The organism is Streptomyces sp. NPDC033177 (genome assembly GCF_055577715.1).
Window position 1 is genome coordinate 36,843 of record NZ_JBVIPS010000004.1, and the last position, 17,842, is coordinate 54,684.

The 17,842-nt window shown below is 70.1% G+C and carries 18 protein-coding genes; 8 read left to right on the top strand and 10 right to left on the bottom strand.

Features of this window, described 5'->3' with window-relative positions; genetic code table 11:
- Positions 1-23: 23 nt before the first annotated feature.
- From cydC to ACZ5U5_RS14875, 4 genes are read right to left on the bottom strand one after another with little or no spacing between them, the layout of a single operon-like run.
- Positions 24-1,772, bottom strand: a complete 1,749-nt coding sequence (gene cydC, locus ACZ5U5_RS14860; RefSeq protein WP_469020999.1) for a thiol reductant ABC exporter subunit CydC — start codon at positions 1,770-1,772, stop codon at positions 24-26.
- Complete coding sequence (cydD, locus tag ACZ5U5_RS14865; RefSeq protein WP_469021002.1) at positions 1,769-3,484, bottom strand: thiol reductant ABC exporter subunit CydD; 1,716 nt, start codon at positions 3,482-3,484, stop codon at positions 1,769-1,771. Before cydD ends, cydC begins: the two co-directional genes overlap by 4 nt.
- 52 nt (positions 3,485-3,536) lie before the next feature.
- On the bottom strand, positions 3,537-4,604 hold the full coding sequence (locus ACZ5U5_RS14870) for a cytochrome d ubiquinol oxidase subunit II (protein WP_469021005.1): 1,068 nt from the start codon (positions 4,602-4,604) through the stop codon (positions 3,537-3,539).
- Between the two features lie 31 nt (positions 4,605-4,635).
- The gene (locus tag ACZ5U5_RS14875) at positions 4,636-5,937 is read right to left on the bottom strand and encodes a cytochrome ubiquinol oxidase subunit I (protein WP_469021008.1); all 1,302 of its coding nucleotides are present in this window, start codon (positions 5,935-5,937) and stop codon (positions 4,636-4,638) included.
- A gap of 193 nt (positions 5,938-6,130) precedes the next feature.
- On the opposite strand from ACZ5U5_RS14875, the gene ACZ5U5_RS14880 reads away from it, so the two are divergent.
- Together ACZ5U5_RS14880 and ACZ5U5_RS14885 are read left to right on the top strand one after the other, a co-directional pair.
- Positions 6,131-7,060 carry a LysR family transcriptional regulator gene (locus tag ACZ5U5_RS14880; RefSeq protein WP_469021011.1) on the top strand — a complete coding sequence of 310 codons (930 nt, stop codon included), beginning with the start codon at positions 6,131-6,133 and terminating at the stop codon, positions 7,058-7,060.
- A 63-nt stretch (positions 7,061-7,123) separates the two neighbouring features.
- Positions 7,124-7,264: a hypothetical protein gene (locus tag ACZ5U5_RS14885; protein WP_469021014.1), complete on the top strand. Its 141-nt coding sequence runs from the start codon at positions 7,124-7,126 to the stop codon at positions 7,262-7,264.
- A gap of 40 nt (positions 7,265-7,304) precedes the next feature.
- On the opposite strand, the gene ACZ5U5_RS14890 is transcribed toward ACZ5U5_RS14885, so the two are convergent.
- A complete protein-coding gene (locus ACZ5U5_RS14890; RefSeq protein WP_469021016.1) occupies positions 7,305-7,994 on the bottom strand; it encodes a DUF2848 domain-containing protein in 690 nt (229 codons plus the stop codon).
- Positions 7,995-8,170: 176 nt separating this feature from the next.
- Here ACZ5U5_RS14890 and ACZ5U5_RS14895 point away from each other — a divergent pair, with 176 nt between their 5' ends.
- Positions 8,171-9,541: an MFS transporter gene (locus ACZ5U5_RS14895; protein ID WP_469021019.1), complete on the top strand. Its 1,371-nt coding sequence runs from the start codon at positions 8,171-8,173 to the stop codon at positions 9,539-9,541.
- Positions 9,542-9,614: 73 nt separating this feature from the next.
- Complete coding sequence (locus ACZ5U5_RS14900) at positions 9,615-10,421, top strand: carbon-nitrogen hydrolase family protein (protein ID WP_469021022.1); 807 nt, start codon at positions 9,615-9,617, stop codon at positions 10,419-10,421.
- A 25-nt stretch (positions 10,422-10,446) separates the two neighbouring features.
- Here ACZ5U5_RS14900 and ACZ5U5_RS14905 read toward each other — a convergent pair whose 3' ends face one another.
- From ACZ5U5_RS14905 to ACZ5U5_RS14920, 4 genes are all read right to left on the bottom strand, one after another.
- On the bottom strand, positions 10,447-11,094 hold the full coding sequence (locus tag ACZ5U5_RS14905; protein WP_469021024.1) for a GntR family transcriptional regulator: 648 nt from the start codon (positions 11,092-11,094) through the stop codon (positions 10,447-10,449).
- 175 nt (positions 11,095-11,269) lie between these two features.
- Positions 11,270-11,914 carry a hypothetical protein gene (locus ACZ5U5_RS14910; protein ID WP_469021026.1) on the bottom strand — a complete coding sequence of 215 codons (645 nt, stop codon included), beginning with the start codon at positions 11,912-11,914 and terminating at the stop codon, positions 11,270-11,272.
- Between the two features lie 47 nt (positions 11,915-11,961).
- Complete coding sequence (locus ACZ5U5_RS14915) at positions 11,962-12,525, bottom strand: S1 RNA-binding domain-containing protein (RefSeq protein ID WP_469021029.1); 564 nt, start codon at positions 12,523-12,525, stop codon at positions 11,962-11,964.
- A gap of 37 nt (positions 12,526-12,562) precedes the next feature.
- A complete protein-coding gene (locus ACZ5U5_RS14920; RefSeq protein ID WP_469021033.1) occupies positions 12,563-13,186 on the bottom strand; it encodes a hypothetical protein in 624 nt (207 codons plus the stop codon).
- Positions 13,187-13,730: 544 nt separating this feature from the next.
- Between ACZ5U5_RS14920 and ACZ5U5_RS14925 the strand changes: the two genes are divergently transcribed.
- Positions 13,731-14,858, top strand: a complete 1,128-nt coding sequence (locus ACZ5U5_RS14925) for a hypothetical protein (RefSeq protein ID WP_469021036.1) — start codon at positions 13,731-13,733, stop codon at positions 14,856-14,858.
- Positions 14,859-14,988: 130 nt separating this feature from the next.
- Positions 14,989-15,597, top strand: coding sequence for a hypothetical protein (locus tag ACZ5U5_RS14930; protein ID WP_469021039.1), 609 nt, complete (start codon positions 14,989-14,991; stop codon positions 15,595-15,597).
- Here ACZ5U5_RS14930 and ACZ5U5_RS14935 read toward each other — a convergent pair.
- Positions 15,569-16,060 (bottom strand): RrF2 family transcriptional regulator, encoded by a 492-nt coding sequence (locus ACZ5U5_RS14935; RefSeq protein ID WP_469021042.1) that lies wholly within the window; start codon positions 16,058-16,060, stop codon positions 15,569-15,571. The genes ACZ5U5_RS14930 and ACZ5U5_RS14935 overlap by 29 nt on opposite strands.
- Before the next feature lie 106 nt (positions 16,061-16,166).
- Here ACZ5U5_RS14935 and ACZ5U5_RS14940 point away from each other — a divergent pair, with 106 nt between their 5' ends.
- Together ACZ5U5_RS14940 and ACZ5U5_RS14945 are read left to right on the top strand one after the other, a co-directional pair.
- Positions 16,167-16,907: an SDR family oxidoreductase gene (locus tag ACZ5U5_RS14940; protein ID WP_469021044.1), complete on the top strand. Its 741-nt coding sequence runs from the start codon at positions 16,167-16,169 to the stop codon at positions 16,905-16,907.
- Between the two features lie 413 nt (positions 16,908-17,320).
- Positions 17,321-17,830: a transglycosylase SLT domain-containing protein gene (locus tag ACZ5U5_RS14945; protein WP_469021049.1), complete on the top strand. Its 510-nt coding sequence runs from the start codon at positions 17,321-17,323 to the stop codon at positions 17,828-17,830.
- The last annotated feature ends 12 nt before the right edge of the window (positions 17,831-17,842 follow it).

Consider the following 17,842-nt stretch of genomic DNA (forward strand, 5'->3'; position numbering starts at 1 on the left):
GTTTCCATTCCGGGCAGGTCGCATCACCGAACAGATGCGTCAACGCCCAGGCGCGGGTGGTGTGCCGTGGGGGATTGGATGCGGCCGTGCGTGAGGGTGAGGGTTTGGGCGGCCGTGGGGAGGTTTGCGGGGTTGTGGGTGATGAGGAGTGTTGTGCGGCCCTGGGTGGCCTGGAGGATGTCGGTGAGTACGGCGTCTGCGGTTTCGGGATCCAGGCCTTCCGTGGGCTCGTCGAGGACGAGGACCGGTGGGTCGGCGAGCAGGGCCCGGGCCAGGAGCAGGCGCTGACGCTGGCCGCCGGACATGGCGGAGCCGTTCTCGCCGAGGAGGGTGTCCCAGCCGTCCGGGAGGGATTCGATCCAGGTCAGGAGTCGGGCTTTGCGGACGGCTTCGCGAAGCTCGGTGTCGGTGGCCGCGGGGCGGGCCAGGAGGAGGTTGGCGCGGATGGTGGTGTGGAATACGTGGGCGTCCTGCGTCACGCCGGTGATCGCGCGGCGGAGGTCGGTGCCCGCGCAGTCGCGTAGTTCGCGTCCGCCGACGCGGATGCTTCCGGAATCGTAGGGAACGAACCGCATGAGCGTGGCGATCAGCGTCGACTTGCCGGAGCCGCTGGTGCCCAGGAGGACGGTCAGGCGGCCGGGCGGCAGGTGCAGACTCACTCCGTCCAGGACCGGAGGGCCCTCGGGAGTGTGACGTACGCGCAGGTCGGTGATGTCCACGTCGACCGGTGCGCGGAGGGTGAGCGGGGATGGCGTGGGCGGGTCGGTGACCGGCGGTGGCGTGTCCATGAGATCGGCCAGCCTTCGTGCGCTGACCCGCGCCTCGGCGAGGTGCCGTGCGGCAGTGGGCAACGGCGTCAGTGCCTCGAAGGAGACCAGCGCGAGGACCACGAGGACGGTGAGGTGCACGGCGGGCAGTTCCGCCGCCGCGTGGGCGCGCAGCGCGAGCCAGGTCACGCCGATCGTCGCGATGGCCTGGAGAAGCAGGACCGTGGTGGAGGCGACCGAAGTGGTCCAGGCTGCCCGGCGCTCCAGCGCGGCGATCCGGGCGCAAGCACGGAGGCTCCGCTCGTGGGCGCGAGCCCTGGCCCCGTACGCGGCGAGATCTGCCGCTCCCTGGGTCAAATCCAGTGTCAGAGCGGCAAGTTCGGCGCGCACCTGCTTGTCCGCGCGGCTCGTCCGGCGGGACAGCGTGAGGACCAAGGCGGGCACGACGAGCCCCGCTGTGGCCAGCAGCAGCCCGAGCAGCACACCTGCCTGCGGCAGCACCACCGTGGCCATGGTCGTGGCGCCGGCGGCGACCGTACAGGCGGCCGCCGCTGGGATCAGGACCCGCAGCAAAAGGTTCTGCGCGGCGTCGACGTCGTCGACAAGACGGGTGAGCAAGTCGCCGCTGCGGAAAGCGGGGGTCCCCGCGGGAGCGAGGGGAACGAGGGCCTCGTACACCCGCGTGCGGAAGCCTGCGACGGCCCGCAGCACACCGTCGTGGCCCAGCAGCCGGTCGGCATAGCGCAGCGCTCCGCGTCCCAGGGCCAGGGCCCGGACAGCGACGATCGCCAGGCTCACCGAGGCGAGCGGGGGCTGTTCGGCCGCGCGGGTGATCAGCCAGGCGGCGGTGGCCATCAGCCCGGCGGCCGCCAGCTCGCTGCAGGCCGAGGCGAGGGCAGCGGGCAGCAGGCGGCGCCAGTACGGCAGGAGGTGGCGCAGAAGGCGGACAGTGGGGCGCGGCGTACGTGCAGGGGCGGGGACGGCGGCGTCGGCCTGGAAGGTCATGGGGCCACCAGGCCTTCGGCGAGGGCGAGTTGAGACGCAGAGGGCGTTTCGGGCGGGACAACGAGGCCCGCCTTTACGGTGATGATCCGGTCGGCGTGCGGCAGCAGGCTCGTGCGGTGGGCGACGACCACCGAGGTCTTGTCGCGCATGAGGCGCACTGTGGCGCGCGTGACGCAGGCCTCGCTCTCGGGGTCGAGGTGGGCGGTCGGCTCGTCCAGGAGCAGCACGGGGGTGTTCTTGAGGAAGGCGCGGGCCAAGGCGATCCGCTGGCGCTGGCCGGCGGACAGTCCGGCGCCGTGCTCGCCCAGCATCGTGTCGTACGCCTGGGGCAGTTCCTCGATGAAGTGATCGGCGTAAGCGGCTCGTGCCGCTCGGCGCACCTCCGCGTCACTCGCTTCGGGGCGTGCCAGGCGGATGTTGTCCGCGACGGAGGCGGCGAACAGGTGTGGGCGTTGTGGGACCCAGGTCACTTGGGTGAGCCACTGGTCGGGGTCGAGGGCCGCGAGGTCGCTGTCGCCGACCGTGACGCGGCCCGACTCGGGGTGCGTGAAGCCGAGGAGCAGGGCCAGGAGCGTGGACTTGCCCGCACCGCTCGGCCCGACCAGGGCGACGCGTTCACCGGGGCGCAGGGAGAGCGAGACGTGGCTCAGGGCGGGGGTGGCACGGCCCGGGTAGCGGACCGTGACGTCTTCCAGCCGCAGGTCTGCCGCGCGGGTGTCGGGCACCGGAGCCGGACGGGCGGCGCGCGCCGAGGACACCCCTGTCTGGGTGTCGTCGAGGAGGGCGAAGACCCGCTCGGCCACAGCGATGCCCTCGGCGCTGTCGTGAAACGCCGCCCCTGCCGCGCGCAGCGGCAGATAGGCCTCGGGGGCCAGGAACAGCACGACGAGGGCCGTACGCAGGTCCATCTCTCCGTCGAGCAACCGCAGCCCGACCGGAACGGCCACCAACGCCACGGAGAGCGTGGCGACCGTTTCCAGGACGAAGGAGGACAGGAACGCCACGCGCAGCGTGCGCATGGTGGCCCTCCGATGGGCGTCGGCCATCTCGTGCACCACCCGCGCTTGATGCCGCTCGCGCCCGAACGCTCGCAGCGTCGGCAGCCCGGCCACCACGTCCAGGAAGTGACCGCCCAGCCTGGACAGCAACTGCCATTGCCGGGCGGTGCGCCGCGCGGTGTGGGCGCCGACCAGTGCCCCGAACACGGGAATCAGAGGCAGCGTCACGACGATGATCAGCGCGGAGGTCCAGTCCGTCCATGCCAGCCACGCGACCACCGTGAGAGGTACCACCGCGGTGGCCGCCATGGTGGGCAGGTAGCCGACGACGTACGCGTCCAGGGCATCGAGGCCCCGGGTCAGCACCGTGGCCGTCTCGCCATGGCTCCCGGCCGTGAGCCCCAGAGGGCTGGTGCGCCGCAGTCGACCGGTGATCCGCACCCGCATGGCGCACTTGGTGTCGGCCGCGGCCCGCTGCGCGAGCACCCCGCGACCCCAGGTCACCAACGCGCGCAGCGCCATGACAGCGGCGAGCGCGGCCAGTGGCGCGAGGCGGAACGGGTGCCCGTCGAAGCCGTCCGCGATGATCACCGCCAGCAGGACCGCCTGAGCGACGGTGAGTCCGGCGGCGAGGAACGCGAGCGCCGAGGAGTACGTCATGTGGCGGCGCAGCAGCGGCAGTTCACGCATCAGACGCCGTTCGACGGGCTTCATCCTGCGACCCTCTTCCTTTTCGATGCTTCCTTGGTGCGGCGTTTGTCCGGGGTCAGAAGTAGCTGGGGTGACGGCGGCCGGTCCGGCCTCGGAAGGCCCACCAGCTCCACGTCTGGTACGCGAGGATCGTCGGGATCACCAGGACCCCGAACGCACTCAGGATCTTGAGCGTGATGCCGTCCGTGACGGCGTGCCCGATGGTCAGCCCCTCGCCCGCCGTGGTGATCAGGAGGTACGGGTAGTGGCCTGCGCCCACGAGCAGCACCGGCAGCGCCGTGGCGCAACACGTGGCTGCGAAGGCCGCGATGCCGTGCCCGCGGGCGAAGAACCACCAGGCGGCGACGAGCGCCGCCGCGTACAGGGCGGCGATGACCGTCGAAGTGCCACGGTTCGTCATCGAGGCGCCCGCCCCGAAGAGCGTGAGGAGGAGCGCGAGGGTGCCTACGGCTGCGGCTCCACGGAGCAGAGCGGCACCCAGATGCCGAGCCCGGGAGGCGAGGTCGGGGGCAGAACGCACCGAGACGAAGGCGGCGCCGTGGGCTGCGAAGAGCAGCGCGGTGGTGATGCCGCAGGCCACCGTGAACGGCGAGAACACATCGCCGAACCCGATGTGGAAGCTCCCGTCGGCCCGACGCGGTACGCCCCGAAGGAGCAGCCCCACGACGAGCCCCCAGCACACTGCGGGCACTGCCCCACCGAACACGATCAGGGCGCCCCACCAGCGGCGCCCGTGCACGCCGCGTGCGCGACCACGCAGCTGGACGGCCGCGTTGCCGAGGACCAGGCCGACGAGGATCGCGACGATCAGGGGATACAGGCCAGGCAGAAGAGTGCCTTCCAGATGTGGGAAGGCGCCGAACAGAACGCCGGTGAACGCGACCAGCCAGACCTCGTTGCCCAGGAAGAACGGGGCGATGGCGTCGAGGGCGGAACTTCTGCCGGTGCGCTTGTCCTGGTGATCCTGACAGCCTTGGTGCTCTTGGCGTTCCTGGTGTTCCTGGCTGCCTCGGCCGCCGAGGAGGGGGTGCAGCATCTGTACGCCGTAGTCATAGCCGCCGAGCACGAAGTACCCGGCGAGCAGCAGGCCGAGGAGGGCCAGCCAGGCGGTCTCCAGAGTCATCTCGCTCAACTTTCCGTTACGGTCGGCTGCTTCAGAAGGCCGGGACCGGCTGCTTGTCGTCGGAGCCGCCCCCTGGGCTATCGGGCAGGTCCTCGGGGAGCGGCTCGGTGGAGCCGAGCTGCGTGGCGTCGGGACCACGGAGGGCAAAGCGGGTGATGAGGGTCCAGTTCGTCACCGCCAGGGCGAGGAAAATGGCGATGAGGACGGTGCAGGACACGGCCAGCGCGGTCCTACTCACGGGAGAGAGAGCATCCTCGACCGTCAGCTCTCCGTAGACGAGCCAGGGTTGCCGGCCGACCTCGCGGACGACCCAGCCGCCCACGGAGGCGATCAAGGGGAACGGGACCGTCGTGACCAGCACCCACAGGCCGGGGCGCCAGCGCATCAGCCGGTTCCTCCACAACAGGATGACGGCGATGAACGTAATGGTGGACACGGTGTTGCCAATGACCGTCATCACGTCCATCGAGATCCGCATCGTGTCCTGCCAGGGCACGTAGTCACCGGGCCCGTGCTCCTTGACGAGGCGCGCTTGCACCTCGGCGACGCCGCTGTTCTCCAGTACCGCGTCCTTCATGGGCTGGGTCCGCTCGATTACCGGCCGCTGCATCTCGCCGACCACCACGACGAAGAACGAGGTGACCATGGCCACCCACAGGCCCAGACGCAGGGAACCGCGGAACAGCTCGCTGTCCTTGGTGCGCCGCAGGAAGTGGTGGGCACTGACTCCGGCGACGAAGACGCCACCCGTCGTCAGCGCGGCCAGCGCGATGTGGAAGAGCGCGACCAGGGCACTGGAATTGGTCAGCAGGGCGCCGAAATCGGTCAAGTAGGCTGCGCCATCGCGCACTTCATAGCCGACCGGGTTCTGCATGAAGCCATTGGCGATCATGATCCAGTACCCGGAGGCGTACGCGGTCAGGGCGACCAGCCAGATGAGCGTGACGTGCACGCTCCTGCGCAGGCGGCCCCAGCCGAAGATCCACATGCCGAGGAAGGTGGACTCGGCGAAGAAGGCGATCAGGGTTTCGAGGGCCAGCGGTGCGCCGAAGACGTTGCCCGCGAACTTGCTCAGTCCGCTCCAGCTGAGTCCGAACTGAAACTCCATGACCAGGCCGGTGACGATGCCGACCGCGTAGTTGATGACGTAGAGCTGGCCCCAGAAGCGGGTCATGCGCTCCCGTAGGGCCTTCTTGACGGGATCACGGGTGTATGCCGCCCGGGTGTGCATGATCGCCACCAGGGGGACGAGCCCCATCGTCAGGATCACGAACAGCCAGTGAATGCCTGTCGTGGCCGCGAACTGGAGTCGGGCCAGATCCGCAGCGCTCATGGTGGGGCCTTCCTGGGGGTGGGGGTGCAATGCCGTACGGGCGAAGGGGGTTGCCGACGCGATGCCGAACGGTGGCTCTGAGGAAGACCGTAGGGAGAATCGCTTATGCGATCCAAGACTTGTTCTGCCATGTGAAGATAACCGTGGGGGCATAAGGGGGAGTTGGCTCAGATGACCGAAGCGAAGGTGGACCATGGATCTTCTGCAGTTGCGCTACTTCCAGGTCGTCGCCCGTTACGAGCACATCAGTCGCGCCGCCCAGGAACTGCACGTAGCCCAGCCTTCGTTGAGCCGCACCATCGCGCGCCTGGAGTCCGAGCTCGGCTCGCCCCTCTTCGAGAGGCAGGGGCGCCGCATCCGGCTCAATCCGTACGGAGCGATGTTCCTGCGGCACGTGGAGCGCGCTCTGAGTGAACTCGACGACGGTCGCAGAGCCGTGCGTGAGGCTCGTGACACCGGTCTTGGACGCGTAAGTGTCGCCTCCGAGACGCTCCTGACGGTCACTCACCTCGTGGGCAGCTTCCGGGTCGATCATCCCCGTGCCGACGTACGGCTCTTCCAGTCGACCGCGCAGGAGATGGACCGGCGGTTGCGGACCAGGGAGGTCGACTTCTGCGTCGCCTCACAGCCACTGACCGGAGCGAATCTTGAGTCGGTCGAGCTCGCCCGCGAGGAGGTGCTCCTGGCGGTGCCTCCCGGGCACTGGCTCGACGGGAGGGACAGCGTGACGATCCCCGAGATCGCGGACGAGCCCTTCGTCACCACACGCCCGGGTCACTGGCAGCGCACCCTGCTCGACCGGCTGTTCGCGGCCGAGGGGCTTACCCCGCTGCTGTCCTGCGAAGGCGACGAACCAGGTGCCAGCCAGGACATGATCAGTGCGGGTCTCGGCATCGGCCTCATCCCGGCCATGTCCCGCCGGGCCGGTACGGACGCGGTGGTGCGGGTCGCCTGGGTCCGCCTGGACGCGCCCGGTTGCGAGCGGGTGCTCACCCTGGTGTGGGGCCGGGACAGCTACCTGTCCGAAGCCGCCCTCAAGTTCAGGGAGTTCATCACCAGCCGGCCCTTCATGACCCACCGCGTGCGCGCGGCGCGCGGCGAGGGCGTCCTTGACCCTTCCTGACGTGCCGACGGTTCAGGCAGCTCAGCTCGTCTGTCGCTGACGGGACGCGTAGGAACGGGACTTGTGGCGCTGGCCGAACTGGGCGGCATACGCCTGGCTTTCGCGGTGTTCGCGGTCGCCGTGGCGGCGACGCCGGTGCTTTTCCTCAGGAACGTCACCCCGGCCGCCCTCACATCCCGCAAGGGGCCCGTGCTGACGCCCTAGGGGAGGGCGCAGGCGCAGACCCTCCCGCGGGCGCGCACGCTCAGCCGATGGGCTCCGGCAGCGGAACCACCCGGTAGGCGAGCCGGATCGTATTGCCGGTGGCGGGGTCGCCCAGTTCCACGCGCCACGCCTCGGCGAACTGGTCCACACCCTCGGCCATGGGGATGGTGCCCGAGATCAGGACGGTGCCCGGCGTCAGGTTGCCGCGCTCACGCAGTACGCCGGTCCAGTAGCCGGGCGTGAGGAGTTCGGCGAGCGTGCCGTGCTGGATCTCGGCCTCCTTGCCGTCGGAGCGGGTGACCCAGGCGCGCAGGGTCAGTTCGTCGATGCGCGACTCGACGTCGGTCAGGAGCCAGGCCTGGCGGGCCAGGACGTCAGGTGCCGCGTTCTTGCTCCAGGCCACGCCGTGGACCTCCAGGTCGCGGTCGGTGTGGTCGCAGGCGGCGGTCAGCAGCAGCTCGCCGCCGTCCGCGACGACCAGCGCCCATTCGGCCTCGCCCGAGGTGTGTGCGTGCGGGGCGGCGACCTGTTCGGTCTGCTGGGCGAGGTAGGGGGAGACGGGATAGAGCGCCGGGGTCACCGACGGCGCGGGCACGCCGAGTTGGGCGAGTTCGGCGACGTGCGCGGCGACGTCGGCCTGCCTGCGCCCGGCGTATCCGGCGTTGAGCACCTGCACGACGTCGACGTCACGGGCGGAGCCGTCGGGCAGTTCGAAGGTCAGCACGGCCATGGGCACTCCAAAGGGGGTGGGTCTCGACGCGGGTCCAGACGTGGGACCAGACCCGGGTCTCGACACGGTCAACTTCCGGCGCGGGGGTTGCGCATACGACCTGTATACAAGAAGTATGCCGGAAGGTCGATGTCCCCTCGACGCCCTCCACGCCTTCGACGCAAGGATCGGGAAGCATGCAGCACACCCCACAGGGCCCGCCGGCGGTCGCACCGGGCCGCTCCGGCATCCGCCGGGCCTTCTTCGCCAGCCTCACCGGGACCGCTCTGGAGTGGTACGACTTCGCCGTCTACTCCGCTGCCGCGGCCCTCGTCTTCGGTGACCTCTTCTTCCCCTCGGAGGACCCCCTCACCGGCACGCTCCTGGCGTTCTCCACGTACGCCGTCGGGTACGTCTCGCGCCCGCTCGGCGGCTTCGTGTTCGGCCGCCTGGGCGACGTCATCGGCCGCAAGAAGGTCCTCATCGCCACTCTGGTCCTCATCGGCGCGGCCACGTTCCTGATCGGCGTCCTGCCCACCTACGGCACCGCGGGCATCATCGCCCCCATCGCCCTGGTCCTGCTGCGGTTCGCGCAGGGCGTCGGGGTCGGCGGCGAGTGGGGCGGGGCCGTCCTGCTGTCCAGTGAGTTCGGCGACCCCCGCCGGCGCGGCTTCTACGCCTCGGCCGCCCAGATCGGGCCGCCCGCCGGAAACCTCCTGGCCAACGGCGTGCTGGCCGCCCTGGGCGTGCTGCTCACCGAGGAGCAGTTCCTGTCCTGGGGCTGGCGCGTTGCCTTCCTGCTCTCGGGCGCGCTGGTCGCCTTCGGTCTGTGGATCCGGGCGAAGCTGGAGGAAACTCCCGTCTTCAAGGCGATGGAAGCCGAGGAGTCCCGGCCGCAGGCCCCGATCCGCGAGGTCTTCACCACCCAGCCCCGCGCCCTGTGCGCCGCGATCCTCAGCCGGGTCGCCCCCGATGTGCTGTACGCGATGTTCACCGTGTTCGTCCTCACCTACGCCACCGACGAACTGGGCATGACGCGCGGTTCCGCCCTGACGGCCGTCCTGGTCGGCTCCTTCCTGCAGATCTTCCTCATCCCGCTCGCCGGGGCGCTGTCCGACCGGGTCAACCGTCGTCTGCTGTACGGCTGTTCCGCGCTCGCCGCGGGGGTGTGGCCGTTCGTCTTCTTCCTCGTGGTCGACGGCGGCAGCTGGCTCCTGCTGGTGTGCGGTGTCGTGGTGGCCCTGGCCATCCACTCGTTCATGTACGGCCCGCAAGCGGCCTTCGTCGCCGAGCAGTTCTCACCCCGCCTGCGCTACACGGGCTCCTCGCTCGCCTACACCCTCGCGGGCCTCATCGGCGGCGCGGTGGCTCCCTTGCTGTTCACCGCCCTGCTCAGCTCGTACGGCAGCTGGGTCCCGCTGGCGCTCTACCTCGTCGTCGCGGCGGCCGTCACTCTCATCGGTCTCTGCCTGGGCAGGGACTCCGCCCACGCCGAGAAGGAGGATGAGCTGCTCGCCGGTACGGTCACAGTCACACCGGAGGACGCCCCCGCAGCCCGTATCCCGTGAGAGCGAAGCCTCCTGTGAGAGCAAAGCCAAGCGCCCTCCCTTCAACGCCCCCGACTCCGAAAGGCAGCCCACCGTGCGCATCGCACTGAGCCAGCTGACGACCGGCCCCGAGCCCGGCAAGAATCTCGCCCTCATCAAGGAATGGACCGCACGCGCGGCGGACACCGGCGCGGACGTCGTCGTCTTTCCCGAGGCGTCGATGGCCTGCTTCGGCACGCCCCTGGCGCCGCTCGCCGAACCCCTGGACGGCCCCTGGGCCAACGCGGTCCGCGACATCGCCGAGGCTGCGGGCATCACCGTTGTGGCGGGCCTGTTCACGCCGGCCCCCGGCGGTCGGGTCACCAACACCTTGCTGGCCACCGGACGCGGCGTCGAGGCGACGTACGACAAGATCCATCTCTACGACGCGTTCGGCTTTGCCGAGTCCGACACCGTGGCCGCCGGATCGCGGGTGGTGACCATCGACGTGGACGGCGTACGCCTGGGCCTGGCCACGTGTTACGACGTGCGGTTCCCGGAGCTGTTCCGGGCCCACGCCGACGCGGGGGCCACCGCGACCCTGCTGGCGGCCTCCTGGGGCGCGGGCCCCGGCAAGCTCGATCAGTGGGAGCTGCTGGTGCGGGCCCGCGCCCTGGACGCCACGCTGTGGGTCGCGGCCGTCGACCAGGCCGACCCGGCCGCGTCCGGGGCAGCCGCGACCGGAAGCGCGGCGCCCACCGGAGTGGGGCACAGCATGCTCGTCGGACCCGACGGGACCGTACGCCGTCGTCTGGGGGCGGAGCCCGAGCTGACGGTGGTGGAGGTGGACGCCGATGAGGTCGCGGCGGTCCGCAAGAACATCCCGGTGCTTGCCAACCGCAGGTTGGGGGAGTCGCGCTGACCCCAAGCTCCGTAGCTGCGCCTGCTCATCCGGCGAGCAGCACCTTCAGCGTCGACTCCAGGTGGCTGTCGATGGCGGCGCAGGCGGCCTGCGCGTCACCGGCCGCCAGCGCGTCGACGATCGCACGGTGTTCGTCGAGCACCGCTTCCTGGCGGCCCTGCTGATTGAAGAGAGCCACCACACCGGCCCGCACCTGGCGGCTGCGCAGCCCCTCGTAATGCCGGTCGAGCAGGGTGTTGCCCACGGCCGAGACGAGAGACGAGTGGAAGAGGTGATCCACGTCGATGAACTCCTTGGCCTGGTCCGGTCCGCTCAGCGCACGCTGACGCTCCAGGCACGCGCCCAACTCCCGCACCGGCGCCTGCCCCGTGCCGATGACGTGCTGCGCCGCGTACCGCTCGACGATCCCACGGAGCTGCATCAGTTCGGTGATCTCGCGCCCGGACAGCGGAGCCACCCGCGCCCCGCGTTTGGGCACCAGATCGACGAGGTCTTCGGCGGCAAGGAGAAGCAGCGCCTCGCGGATCGGGGTGCGCGAGACTCCGATGCGATCGGCGATGTCCTGCTCGGAGAGGAACTCGCCCTGCATCGCCGGGTCCGTCAGCACGGTCTCCTTGAGGAACGCGTACGCCTTCTCCCGACCCGACGCCACCACTACCCCCAGAGATCGCATACAGCTTGTATACGGAAGTTACCACGGTGCTTGTGTCCCGGCTCCGCCCGGAGAGGAAGAACGCCACAACTGGCGTCCCTGAGCGTGATTTGGACGGCCAATGCTGGGCACGCCGCACGAGAGGGTTCCCAGGGCCCTCCGGGCACCGTCCCGGGCGCGCCCACGGCGATTGCGGTCAGTAGGGACCGCCCCGGAAGTAGATGCTGCGGTGACCGCGGGGACGGTCATCATGTTCGTGCGCGGCAGCGGAGCGGTCCGCGGCGGGTGCCGACCGTTCGTAAGCGGCATCGGAGCGGTCCGTGGGAGCCGATCGCTCGGCCAGCGCCCGCAGCGTGCGCAGACCGGTCAGGACGTCGGCGCGGTGCTCCGACCTCTTCATCCACGAGGGCAGCCGCGCGAACATGGCCATGGTCGGCCGCAGTCCGGAACGCTCGCGCAATCGGGCACCGATGTAGGCGGACAACGCGTCGACGTGCTCCTCGTCGTAGGCCCACAAGATCCGGCCCACGCAGCGGGTCTGCAGCCAGAGCGGCTGCCGGAAGAACGGGTCCTCGCTGCCGCGGAGCACCGCACTGATCAGGCCGCCGCCCCGCATCTCCGCTTCCCAGTCGGCGACGGCCCCGCACCCGCCGCAGGCCAGACGCCTCGGTTGGAACAGGAGTTCGCTGGAGTACCTGGGTGCCGGGAGCCCGGGCCGGGGAACCACGACCGCCCGGCCCCCGCACGACGGGCAGACCACCAGGATCCGGCCGGCGAAATGGGCCAGCCAGTGCCCGGTGTCCAGGTGACGGACGGGCTCGTTCCCCGAGGTGGAATCCATGGTGACACCCTCACAGCTTCGAGTCGCGGACGACGGCTCGGCCCGTCTCACCCGAGAGGGAGGGCCCGGCGCAGGGACAGGGCCAGCCGGCGTCTTTCCCGGTCGATCTCAGTGGCCACGACAAAGATCTCGTCGTCGACCTGGACGATGTCCTCCGCGTCCTCCACCGGTGTCCACGCGAGTTCGGTGAGGTGGACCAGCCCCTCGATCCCGTCGGCAACCCGTACGAAGGCCCCGAACGGGAGCAGCTTGGTGACCCGCCCCGCCAGCCGTGTGCCCAGCGCGGTGCGGTCGGCGAACTCCTGGAAGGGATCCGGGCGCAGCGACCGCAGGGACAGCCTGGCCTCCAGGTTCCAGTCGTCGAACTGGAGGAACTCACAGGCGACGCTCTGCCCGACCTCGACGACCTCCTCCACCGCTTCTATGCGGTGCCAGGACAGCTCGGGGACGGTGATGAAGCCGACCCCGGGGAAGAGGGGGTGCGCGGGGCCGTCGTCCAGCGCGACGAACACCCCGAACCGTTCGATGGCCGCGACCCTGCCGGTGAGGATCTCGCCGAGGCGCAGCGATTCCAGGTATGCCCAGAGCTCCGGGTGGGTCGACCGGTCCATGCCGTGGGTTCCCGAGCCCATGTCGGAGTACGCCTGCTCAGCCGGCGACGGGGACGGCCTGCGGGTCGACTTCGCAGCGGGCGACCGAGGCGGCCAGGCCCTCGCCGCCGATCTCGATCCGCGTGGTCTTCTGGCCCTTTCCGGACACCTTGACCTTCTCGCTCTCCTCGATGACCGTGATGCCGTCCGTGTCCACGAAGGTGACCGACACCCAGAAGCGACCCGACTTCGCGTTGCCGTTCGTGACCTTGACCGTCGCGTACGGGCTCTTCTCGGTCGCGCAGGTCACCAACTTGACCTTGGCGTTGTCCAGTTGACGGTCACCGGAGGAGCCGGTGGACGTGGAGTCGTGGGTCGGCGGCCGGTTGTAGGAGCCGCCGCTGGTGCTGCTCCCGGCGCCGCTGCTGCCGTACGCGTCGTCATCGCCGTCGTAGGCAGAATCCGATGTCGTCGATCCCGAGCTTCCGGATGACCCGGAGCTGCTGGACGACGAACTGTCATGGTCCTGGTTCGAACTGCTGCAGCCGCCCCCACCGCCCCCGCCTCCGCCACCGTGGCGGCTGCCGCCGCCGTGACCTCGCCCCGTGCTGAAGCCGGTCAGCGCGAGCGCCGACAGCACCAGTACGGCCGTGACCTTGAGTGTGTTCCCCCGATTGCTCATGTGATCACCCTATCCGGGGCCACGGACAACTCCCCGCGGGGCAGCGGCTGTTCACCTTTGCCCGCAAATGCGTTCCAGCCCCTGCTGAGGAGATCTCGTACGGGCTCGTTACCAAGAGTCTGCGGACAAGAGTCTGCGGGCGCCGCCTGTGTCCCCTGATCCCCTAGGAGCGCCTCCTGGGTGAGGTCCTCCGCCCGGGGGTGGAGCCGGTGAGCAGGCGTGCGGGCGAGCGGGCCGTACCTGGCGGCCATGAAGGCGCTGATGCCACGTCCCTGCCGGAGTGCATTTTCGCCCCTTCGCTGCTCGTGGTGTGACGCGTGGGGTCCCACCCTTTGCGGAGGCCCAGGGTCCGCGGAACGTTCCCGCAGGGGTCGGTTCGGCTCCGCCGGGCGGCTCCTTCCGGTGGCGGGGCGGAGGAAGCATGCATAGAACGGGAGACACGATCACGTGCGGGGCGAGGACGTCCCGCTGGAATGGAGAAGCGAAAATGGCCGCTGAGTCATTCTCTGCCGCGGGGGACACTTCCGGGACCGGCGAACCTCTGGTGTCGACGTCGCTTCACTGGGGTACCGCGCAGCTCGGCGCCCCACCTGCCCACCCGCCCGCCCCGTGGCCGCAGGAACTCGACCACGACACCGAGGACGTGCCGCCGGAGCGAGCCGAGTACGGCGACGACGACGGGCCCCCGCGAGAGGCGCCCGGCATCGACGACGAAGCCTTGGAACTTGAGGCGCCGGGCGTCCACGACGACGCGGTGGAAGAGCTCATACGTGTCGCCGTGGTGTCCAGGCCCCTGGACGACGTCGTCGACCTCGTCACCCTTCTGGAGCAGTCGCCTGACGGTGTGACAACCGCCGCCTCGGTGCTCCGGCTGGCCGCGGTTGCTCGCTCCGTCGACGACGTCACCCGCCTGGTCGAACTCCTGGGCCCGCCGGAACACCCGGCCGACCACATGGACGAGGCCATCCGGCACGCCGCCGAGGAACGGCCCGTCCCCGAAGTCAGCCGTCTCGTCCATCTGCTGTCCCGCCCGCCGCACGACGCGCACACCAGCGCCGAGGCGGTGCACGCCGCGGGCACGACCAGGTCCGTCGAGGACCTGATGCAACTGATCGGCAGCCTCAGAGAGCACAGGGAAGCCGACAGCCTCGCGGCGGACGCCCCGCCCGCGCCGCTCGCGCCGCCCACCGGCGCCGAGGCGGGTCACCCCGCACAGGCTCCGGCCGCCGAGGCCACGCAGGAGACGGAGGCCGCGGCGGTGCAGGGCAAGGCGCCCTTGCTGTGGCTGCGTCGGGCGGCGGGCATACTGCTCCTGCTCTGTGCCGCGGCGCACTTCCCGGTGAACTGGTCGGACGCGTCGACCGTCGGCCTCTTCGCCGCGCTCGGGGTCTCCGTCGTCTGCGCGCTGGCGGGCGTGGCGCTGTGCCTGACCGCGTCGCCGATCGTGGCCGTGGCGAGCACGTTGATCGCCGGCGCTTTGACCCTCGGTCACCTGGTGGACGATCGGGTCAACTCCACGACGCTGGCCTATGTGTTGCGGCCCGACGGGGTGACAGCGCCGATTCCGACGCTGACGGCGGTGGCCGCTACGCTGGCCGCACTGCTGGTCGTGGCGCTCACGGTCGCCGGCCTCAGGGCCGCGGGCAACCGGAACGCGAACCCGCGCCTGTAGGCGCGGACAAAAGGTGCTCGCGCTTCCCGGCGACAGCCGGTGAGCGCGAGCACTGCGCTGGGCCGGGGGTCACGGCCGACGCCGTGCCGCACCGCACCGCATCGCACCGCATCGCATCGAGGATCAGGCTTTGACCCCGCACTCTTTGGCGTTCTACGTCGACGTCGTCACCACCGGCACCGTGCTCGGCGTGGGCCCCACGAGCTCACCCGACCGGGTCACCGAGGTGCTGGGGCCGGATTTCGCCGAGAACGTCTTCGGGCGCCGCAGCATGTGCCGTGACTACGGCCTCGCCGAGTTCTTCTGGGACCGCGCTGCGGCCGAAGACCCCTGGTCGGGCCACCACTTCACCTTGCAGGTGCACAGGCTCGCCCACCGGGACCGCACCTTGGTCGACGGGGTGCTGCGGGCCCGTTACGGGCGCTTCACGCCTAGGCTCCGGTTCGACAAGCTGCGACGCCTGCTGGACCGGCGCGGGATCCCGCTGCTCGAAATCCCCGAACTCCGGGGGAACGCACCGTACTTCCGTACCTTCTGGCAGCCCGTTTCCCGGGTGGCCGTGTGCGTCATCGGCACCTACGGCGAGTACGGCACGCCGGACAAGCTGCGCGTCGGAGACGTGTACAGCATCCAGGCCCCGCTGACCGCCGAGGAAGTGGAGTGGCGCGAGGGGCGGGACGCCGGGTCGAGGCGACGCCCGGATGGATCGCTCAGCTATCGGAGCCGGTCGCCGCGTTGAGCCAGCTCCCGATGGCCGGCAGCGCTTCGGGCCCGCTGTCCTGCTGCACCGAGCCGACCAGATCGGCGATGGACACGGCCTGAAGTGACGCCCGCCAGGCTGCGTCGGCCGCGCTCATGGCGCGGGCGATGGGGCACGGCTTGGTGCAGTCCTCCGGCGGCGTCCCGAAGGGGCCACGCTGACGGATCTCGGTGCAGGTGAACGCCGGGCTCGCGCCGTCGACGGCCTGCACCACCTCCAGGACCGAGATGTCTGCCGCCGTCCTGGTCAGCACGTATCCGCCGGTCTTGCCCTGCACGGACTTCACCAGGTCCGCACGGGACAGGGCCTGCATCTGCTTGGCCAGATAGCTGGGCGAGACGTCGTGCAGCTGCGCGAGACGCGCAGCCGGGACCGGCTCGGTTGCCGCGGTCAGCACCACACAGCAGTGCAGTGCCCATTCCACGCCGCCGGACAGTTTCATGCGCCCTCCCAGTTGACTCGGACACAGAATATCCGAGTACTATCTCGGACATCAGATATCCGAGTTAGCGTCGCCTGGCGCACTCGGTTCACGGAAGGGTTCGATCATGAACATCACGGTCATCGGCGGCACCGGACTGATCGGTTCCCAGCTCGTCTCCCGGCTGCGCGAGGCGGGACACGAGGTGGTCGCCTCGTCCCTGTCGACCGGAGCCGACCTGCTCACCGGCGAGGGCCTCGACGAGGCGCTCAAGGGCGCGGACACGGTCGTCAACGTGTCGAACTCGCCCACGTTCGACGAAGCCTCCCCGGACTTCTTCCGCACCACCATGGGGAACCTGCTGGCAGCGGGGGAGCGCGCGGGCGTGCGTCACCAGGTCATCCTCTCCATCGTCGGCGTCGACCAGGTGCCGCAGCTCGACTACTACCGCGCGAAGACCCTCCAGGAGGACCTGCTGCGGCAGGGCCCCGCCGCGTACTCGATCGTGCGTGCCACGCAGTTCTTCGAGTTCATGGACGCGGTCATGACCTGGACCGCCGACGACCAGAGCGTCCGGCTGCCCGCCACGCGCGTCCAGCCCATCGCGACGGCCGAGGTGGTGCGGGCCCTCGCCGACGTCGCCACCGCCGAGCCGCTCAACGGCACGCTCGACGTCGCGGGCCCCGATGTCTTCCCGCTCGACGAGCTCGGCCGCCTGACGCTGTCCGCGCGGAAGGATTCCCGCACCGTCATCACCGACGACAAGGCGGGCATGTTCGCGGCCGTCGAGGGCGACGTGCTGATCGCAGGCCCCGGCGCACGCCTGGCCCCCACGCACTACGAGGACTGGCTCGCCACCTCCCGGTAGCCCGATGGGCCCCGGTGGGGGCTCCGTCCCAAATAATGGCCCCCTGACCTGCGCTTTTGCCGCACATGCGCAGGCCAGGGGGTCAAGCCGTCGTGTCTACCCCCGCGACGCCGTTTCCACGCTCCACGTTCCGGCCAAACACCGCTCAGGCTGTGAGCCCACCCATAGGAGCCACGTCACATGCTAAGGACGGTAGTAGCGCGCTGGGGGCGCCCGCGGTGGGCCGGGAGTCGGCTGAACAGCGTCTGACCAGGGCGTCCTGCGTACCGGGGTAGTACGTCACATCATTGCGCCCAGCTCCGGCCACCGCTAACCCTTGCTGAAGTTCCGGAGAGCCGGGATCGATCGGGCGAAATCGCCCGCCTCGACCGAGCACCTCCTCAACACACTTCGCATTGGAGAGTTACCCCCGCATGGCCATTACTCAGACGCAGACCAAGCCCGGCCGCATCACCCGACTGCGCAAGATCTCCGTCGCCGGTATCGCCACCGCAGGTGCCGCGGCCGCCGCCCTCACGCTGGTCCCCACGCAGGCCCAGGCCGCCGAGCCGGCCGCCGCGAGCAAGAAGGTCTCCCAGGCCGCCGCTGCCGACAAGAACTACGCTGACAACCTCGACGGCTGGATCAAGGAGTCCCTGGACATCATGAAGTCCAAGAACATCCCCGGCTCCTACGAGGGTCTGCACCGCAACATCATGCGCGAGTCCGCCGGTGACCCGAACGCCCAGAACGGCTGGGACGTGAACGCGCAGAACGGCACCCCCTCCAAGGGCCTGCTCCAGGTGATCCAGCCCACCTTCGACGCGTACCACGTCAAGGGCACGCCGAATAACCTGACCGACCCCGTCGCCAACATCACCGCGGCCGCGAACTACGCCGCCGACAAGTACGGCTCGATCGACAACGTCGACTCCGCCTACTGAGCCACCGGTCAA

What these genes read in the sequence shown, in the direction of transcription:
- ACZ5U5_RS14935 (WP_469021042.1), bottom strand. Translation starts at nt 16,060, where the DNA reads ATGAAACTGTCCGGCGGCGTGGAATGGGCACTGCACTGCTGTGTGGTG.
- ACZ5U5_RS14890 (WP_469021016.1), bottom strand. Translation starts at nt 7,994, where the DNA reads ATGGCCGTGCTGACCTTCGAACTGCCCGACGGCTCCGCCCGTGACGTC.
- ACZ5U5_RS14895 (WP_469021019.1), top strand. Translation starts at nt 8,171, where the DNA reads ATGCAGCACACCCCACAGGGCCCGCCGGCGGTCGCACCGGGCCGCTCC.
- ACZ5U5_RS14920 (WP_469021033.1), bottom strand. Translation starts at nt 13,186, where the DNA reads ATGAGCAATCGGGGGAACACACTCAAGGTCACGGCCGTACTGGTGCTG.
- ACZ5U5_RS14905 (WP_469021024.1), bottom strand. Translation starts at nt 11,094, where the DNA reads ATGCGATCTCTGGGGGTAGTGGTGGCGTCGGGTCGGGAGAAGGCGTAC.
- ACZ5U5_RS14945 (WP_469021049.1), top strand. Translation starts at nt 17,321, where the DNA reads ATGGCCATTACTCAGACGCAGACCAAGCCCGGCCGCATCACCCGACTG.
- cydC (WP_469020999.1), bottom strand. Translation starts at nt 1,772, where the DNA reads ATGACCTTCCAGGCCGACGCCGCCGTCCCCGCCCCTGCACGTACGCCG.
- ACZ5U5_RS14875 (WP_469021008.1), bottom strand. Translation starts at nt 5,937, where the DNA reads ATGAGCGCTGCGGATCTGGCCCGACTCCAGTTCGCGGCCACGACAGGC.
- ACZ5U5_RS14940 (WP_469021044.1), top strand. Translation starts at nt 16,167, where the DNA reads ATGAACATCACGGTCATCGGCGGCACCGGACTGATCGGTTCCCAGCTC.
- ACZ5U5_RS14870 (WP_469021005.1), bottom strand. Translation starts at nt 4,604, where the DNA reads ATGACTCTGGAGACCGCCTGGCTGGCCCTCCTCGGCCTGCTGCTCGCC.
- cydD (WP_469021002.1), bottom strand. Translation starts at nt 3,484, where the DNA reads ATGAAGCCCGTCGAACGGCGTCTGATGCGTGAACTGCCGCTGCTGCGC.
- ACZ5U5_RS14910 (WP_469021026.1), bottom strand. Translation starts at nt 11,914, where the DNA reads ATGGATTCCACCTCGGGGAACGAGCCCGTCCGTCACCTGGACACCGGG.
- ACZ5U5_RS14915 (WP_469021029.1), bottom strand. Translation starts at nt 12,525, where the DNA reads ATGGACCGGTCGACCCACCCGGAGCTCTGGGCATACCTGGAATCGCTG.
- ACZ5U5_RS14880 (WP_469021011.1), top strand. Translation starts at nt 6,131, where the DNA reads ATGGATCTTCTGCAGTTGCGCTACTTCCAGGTCGTCGCCCGTTACGAG.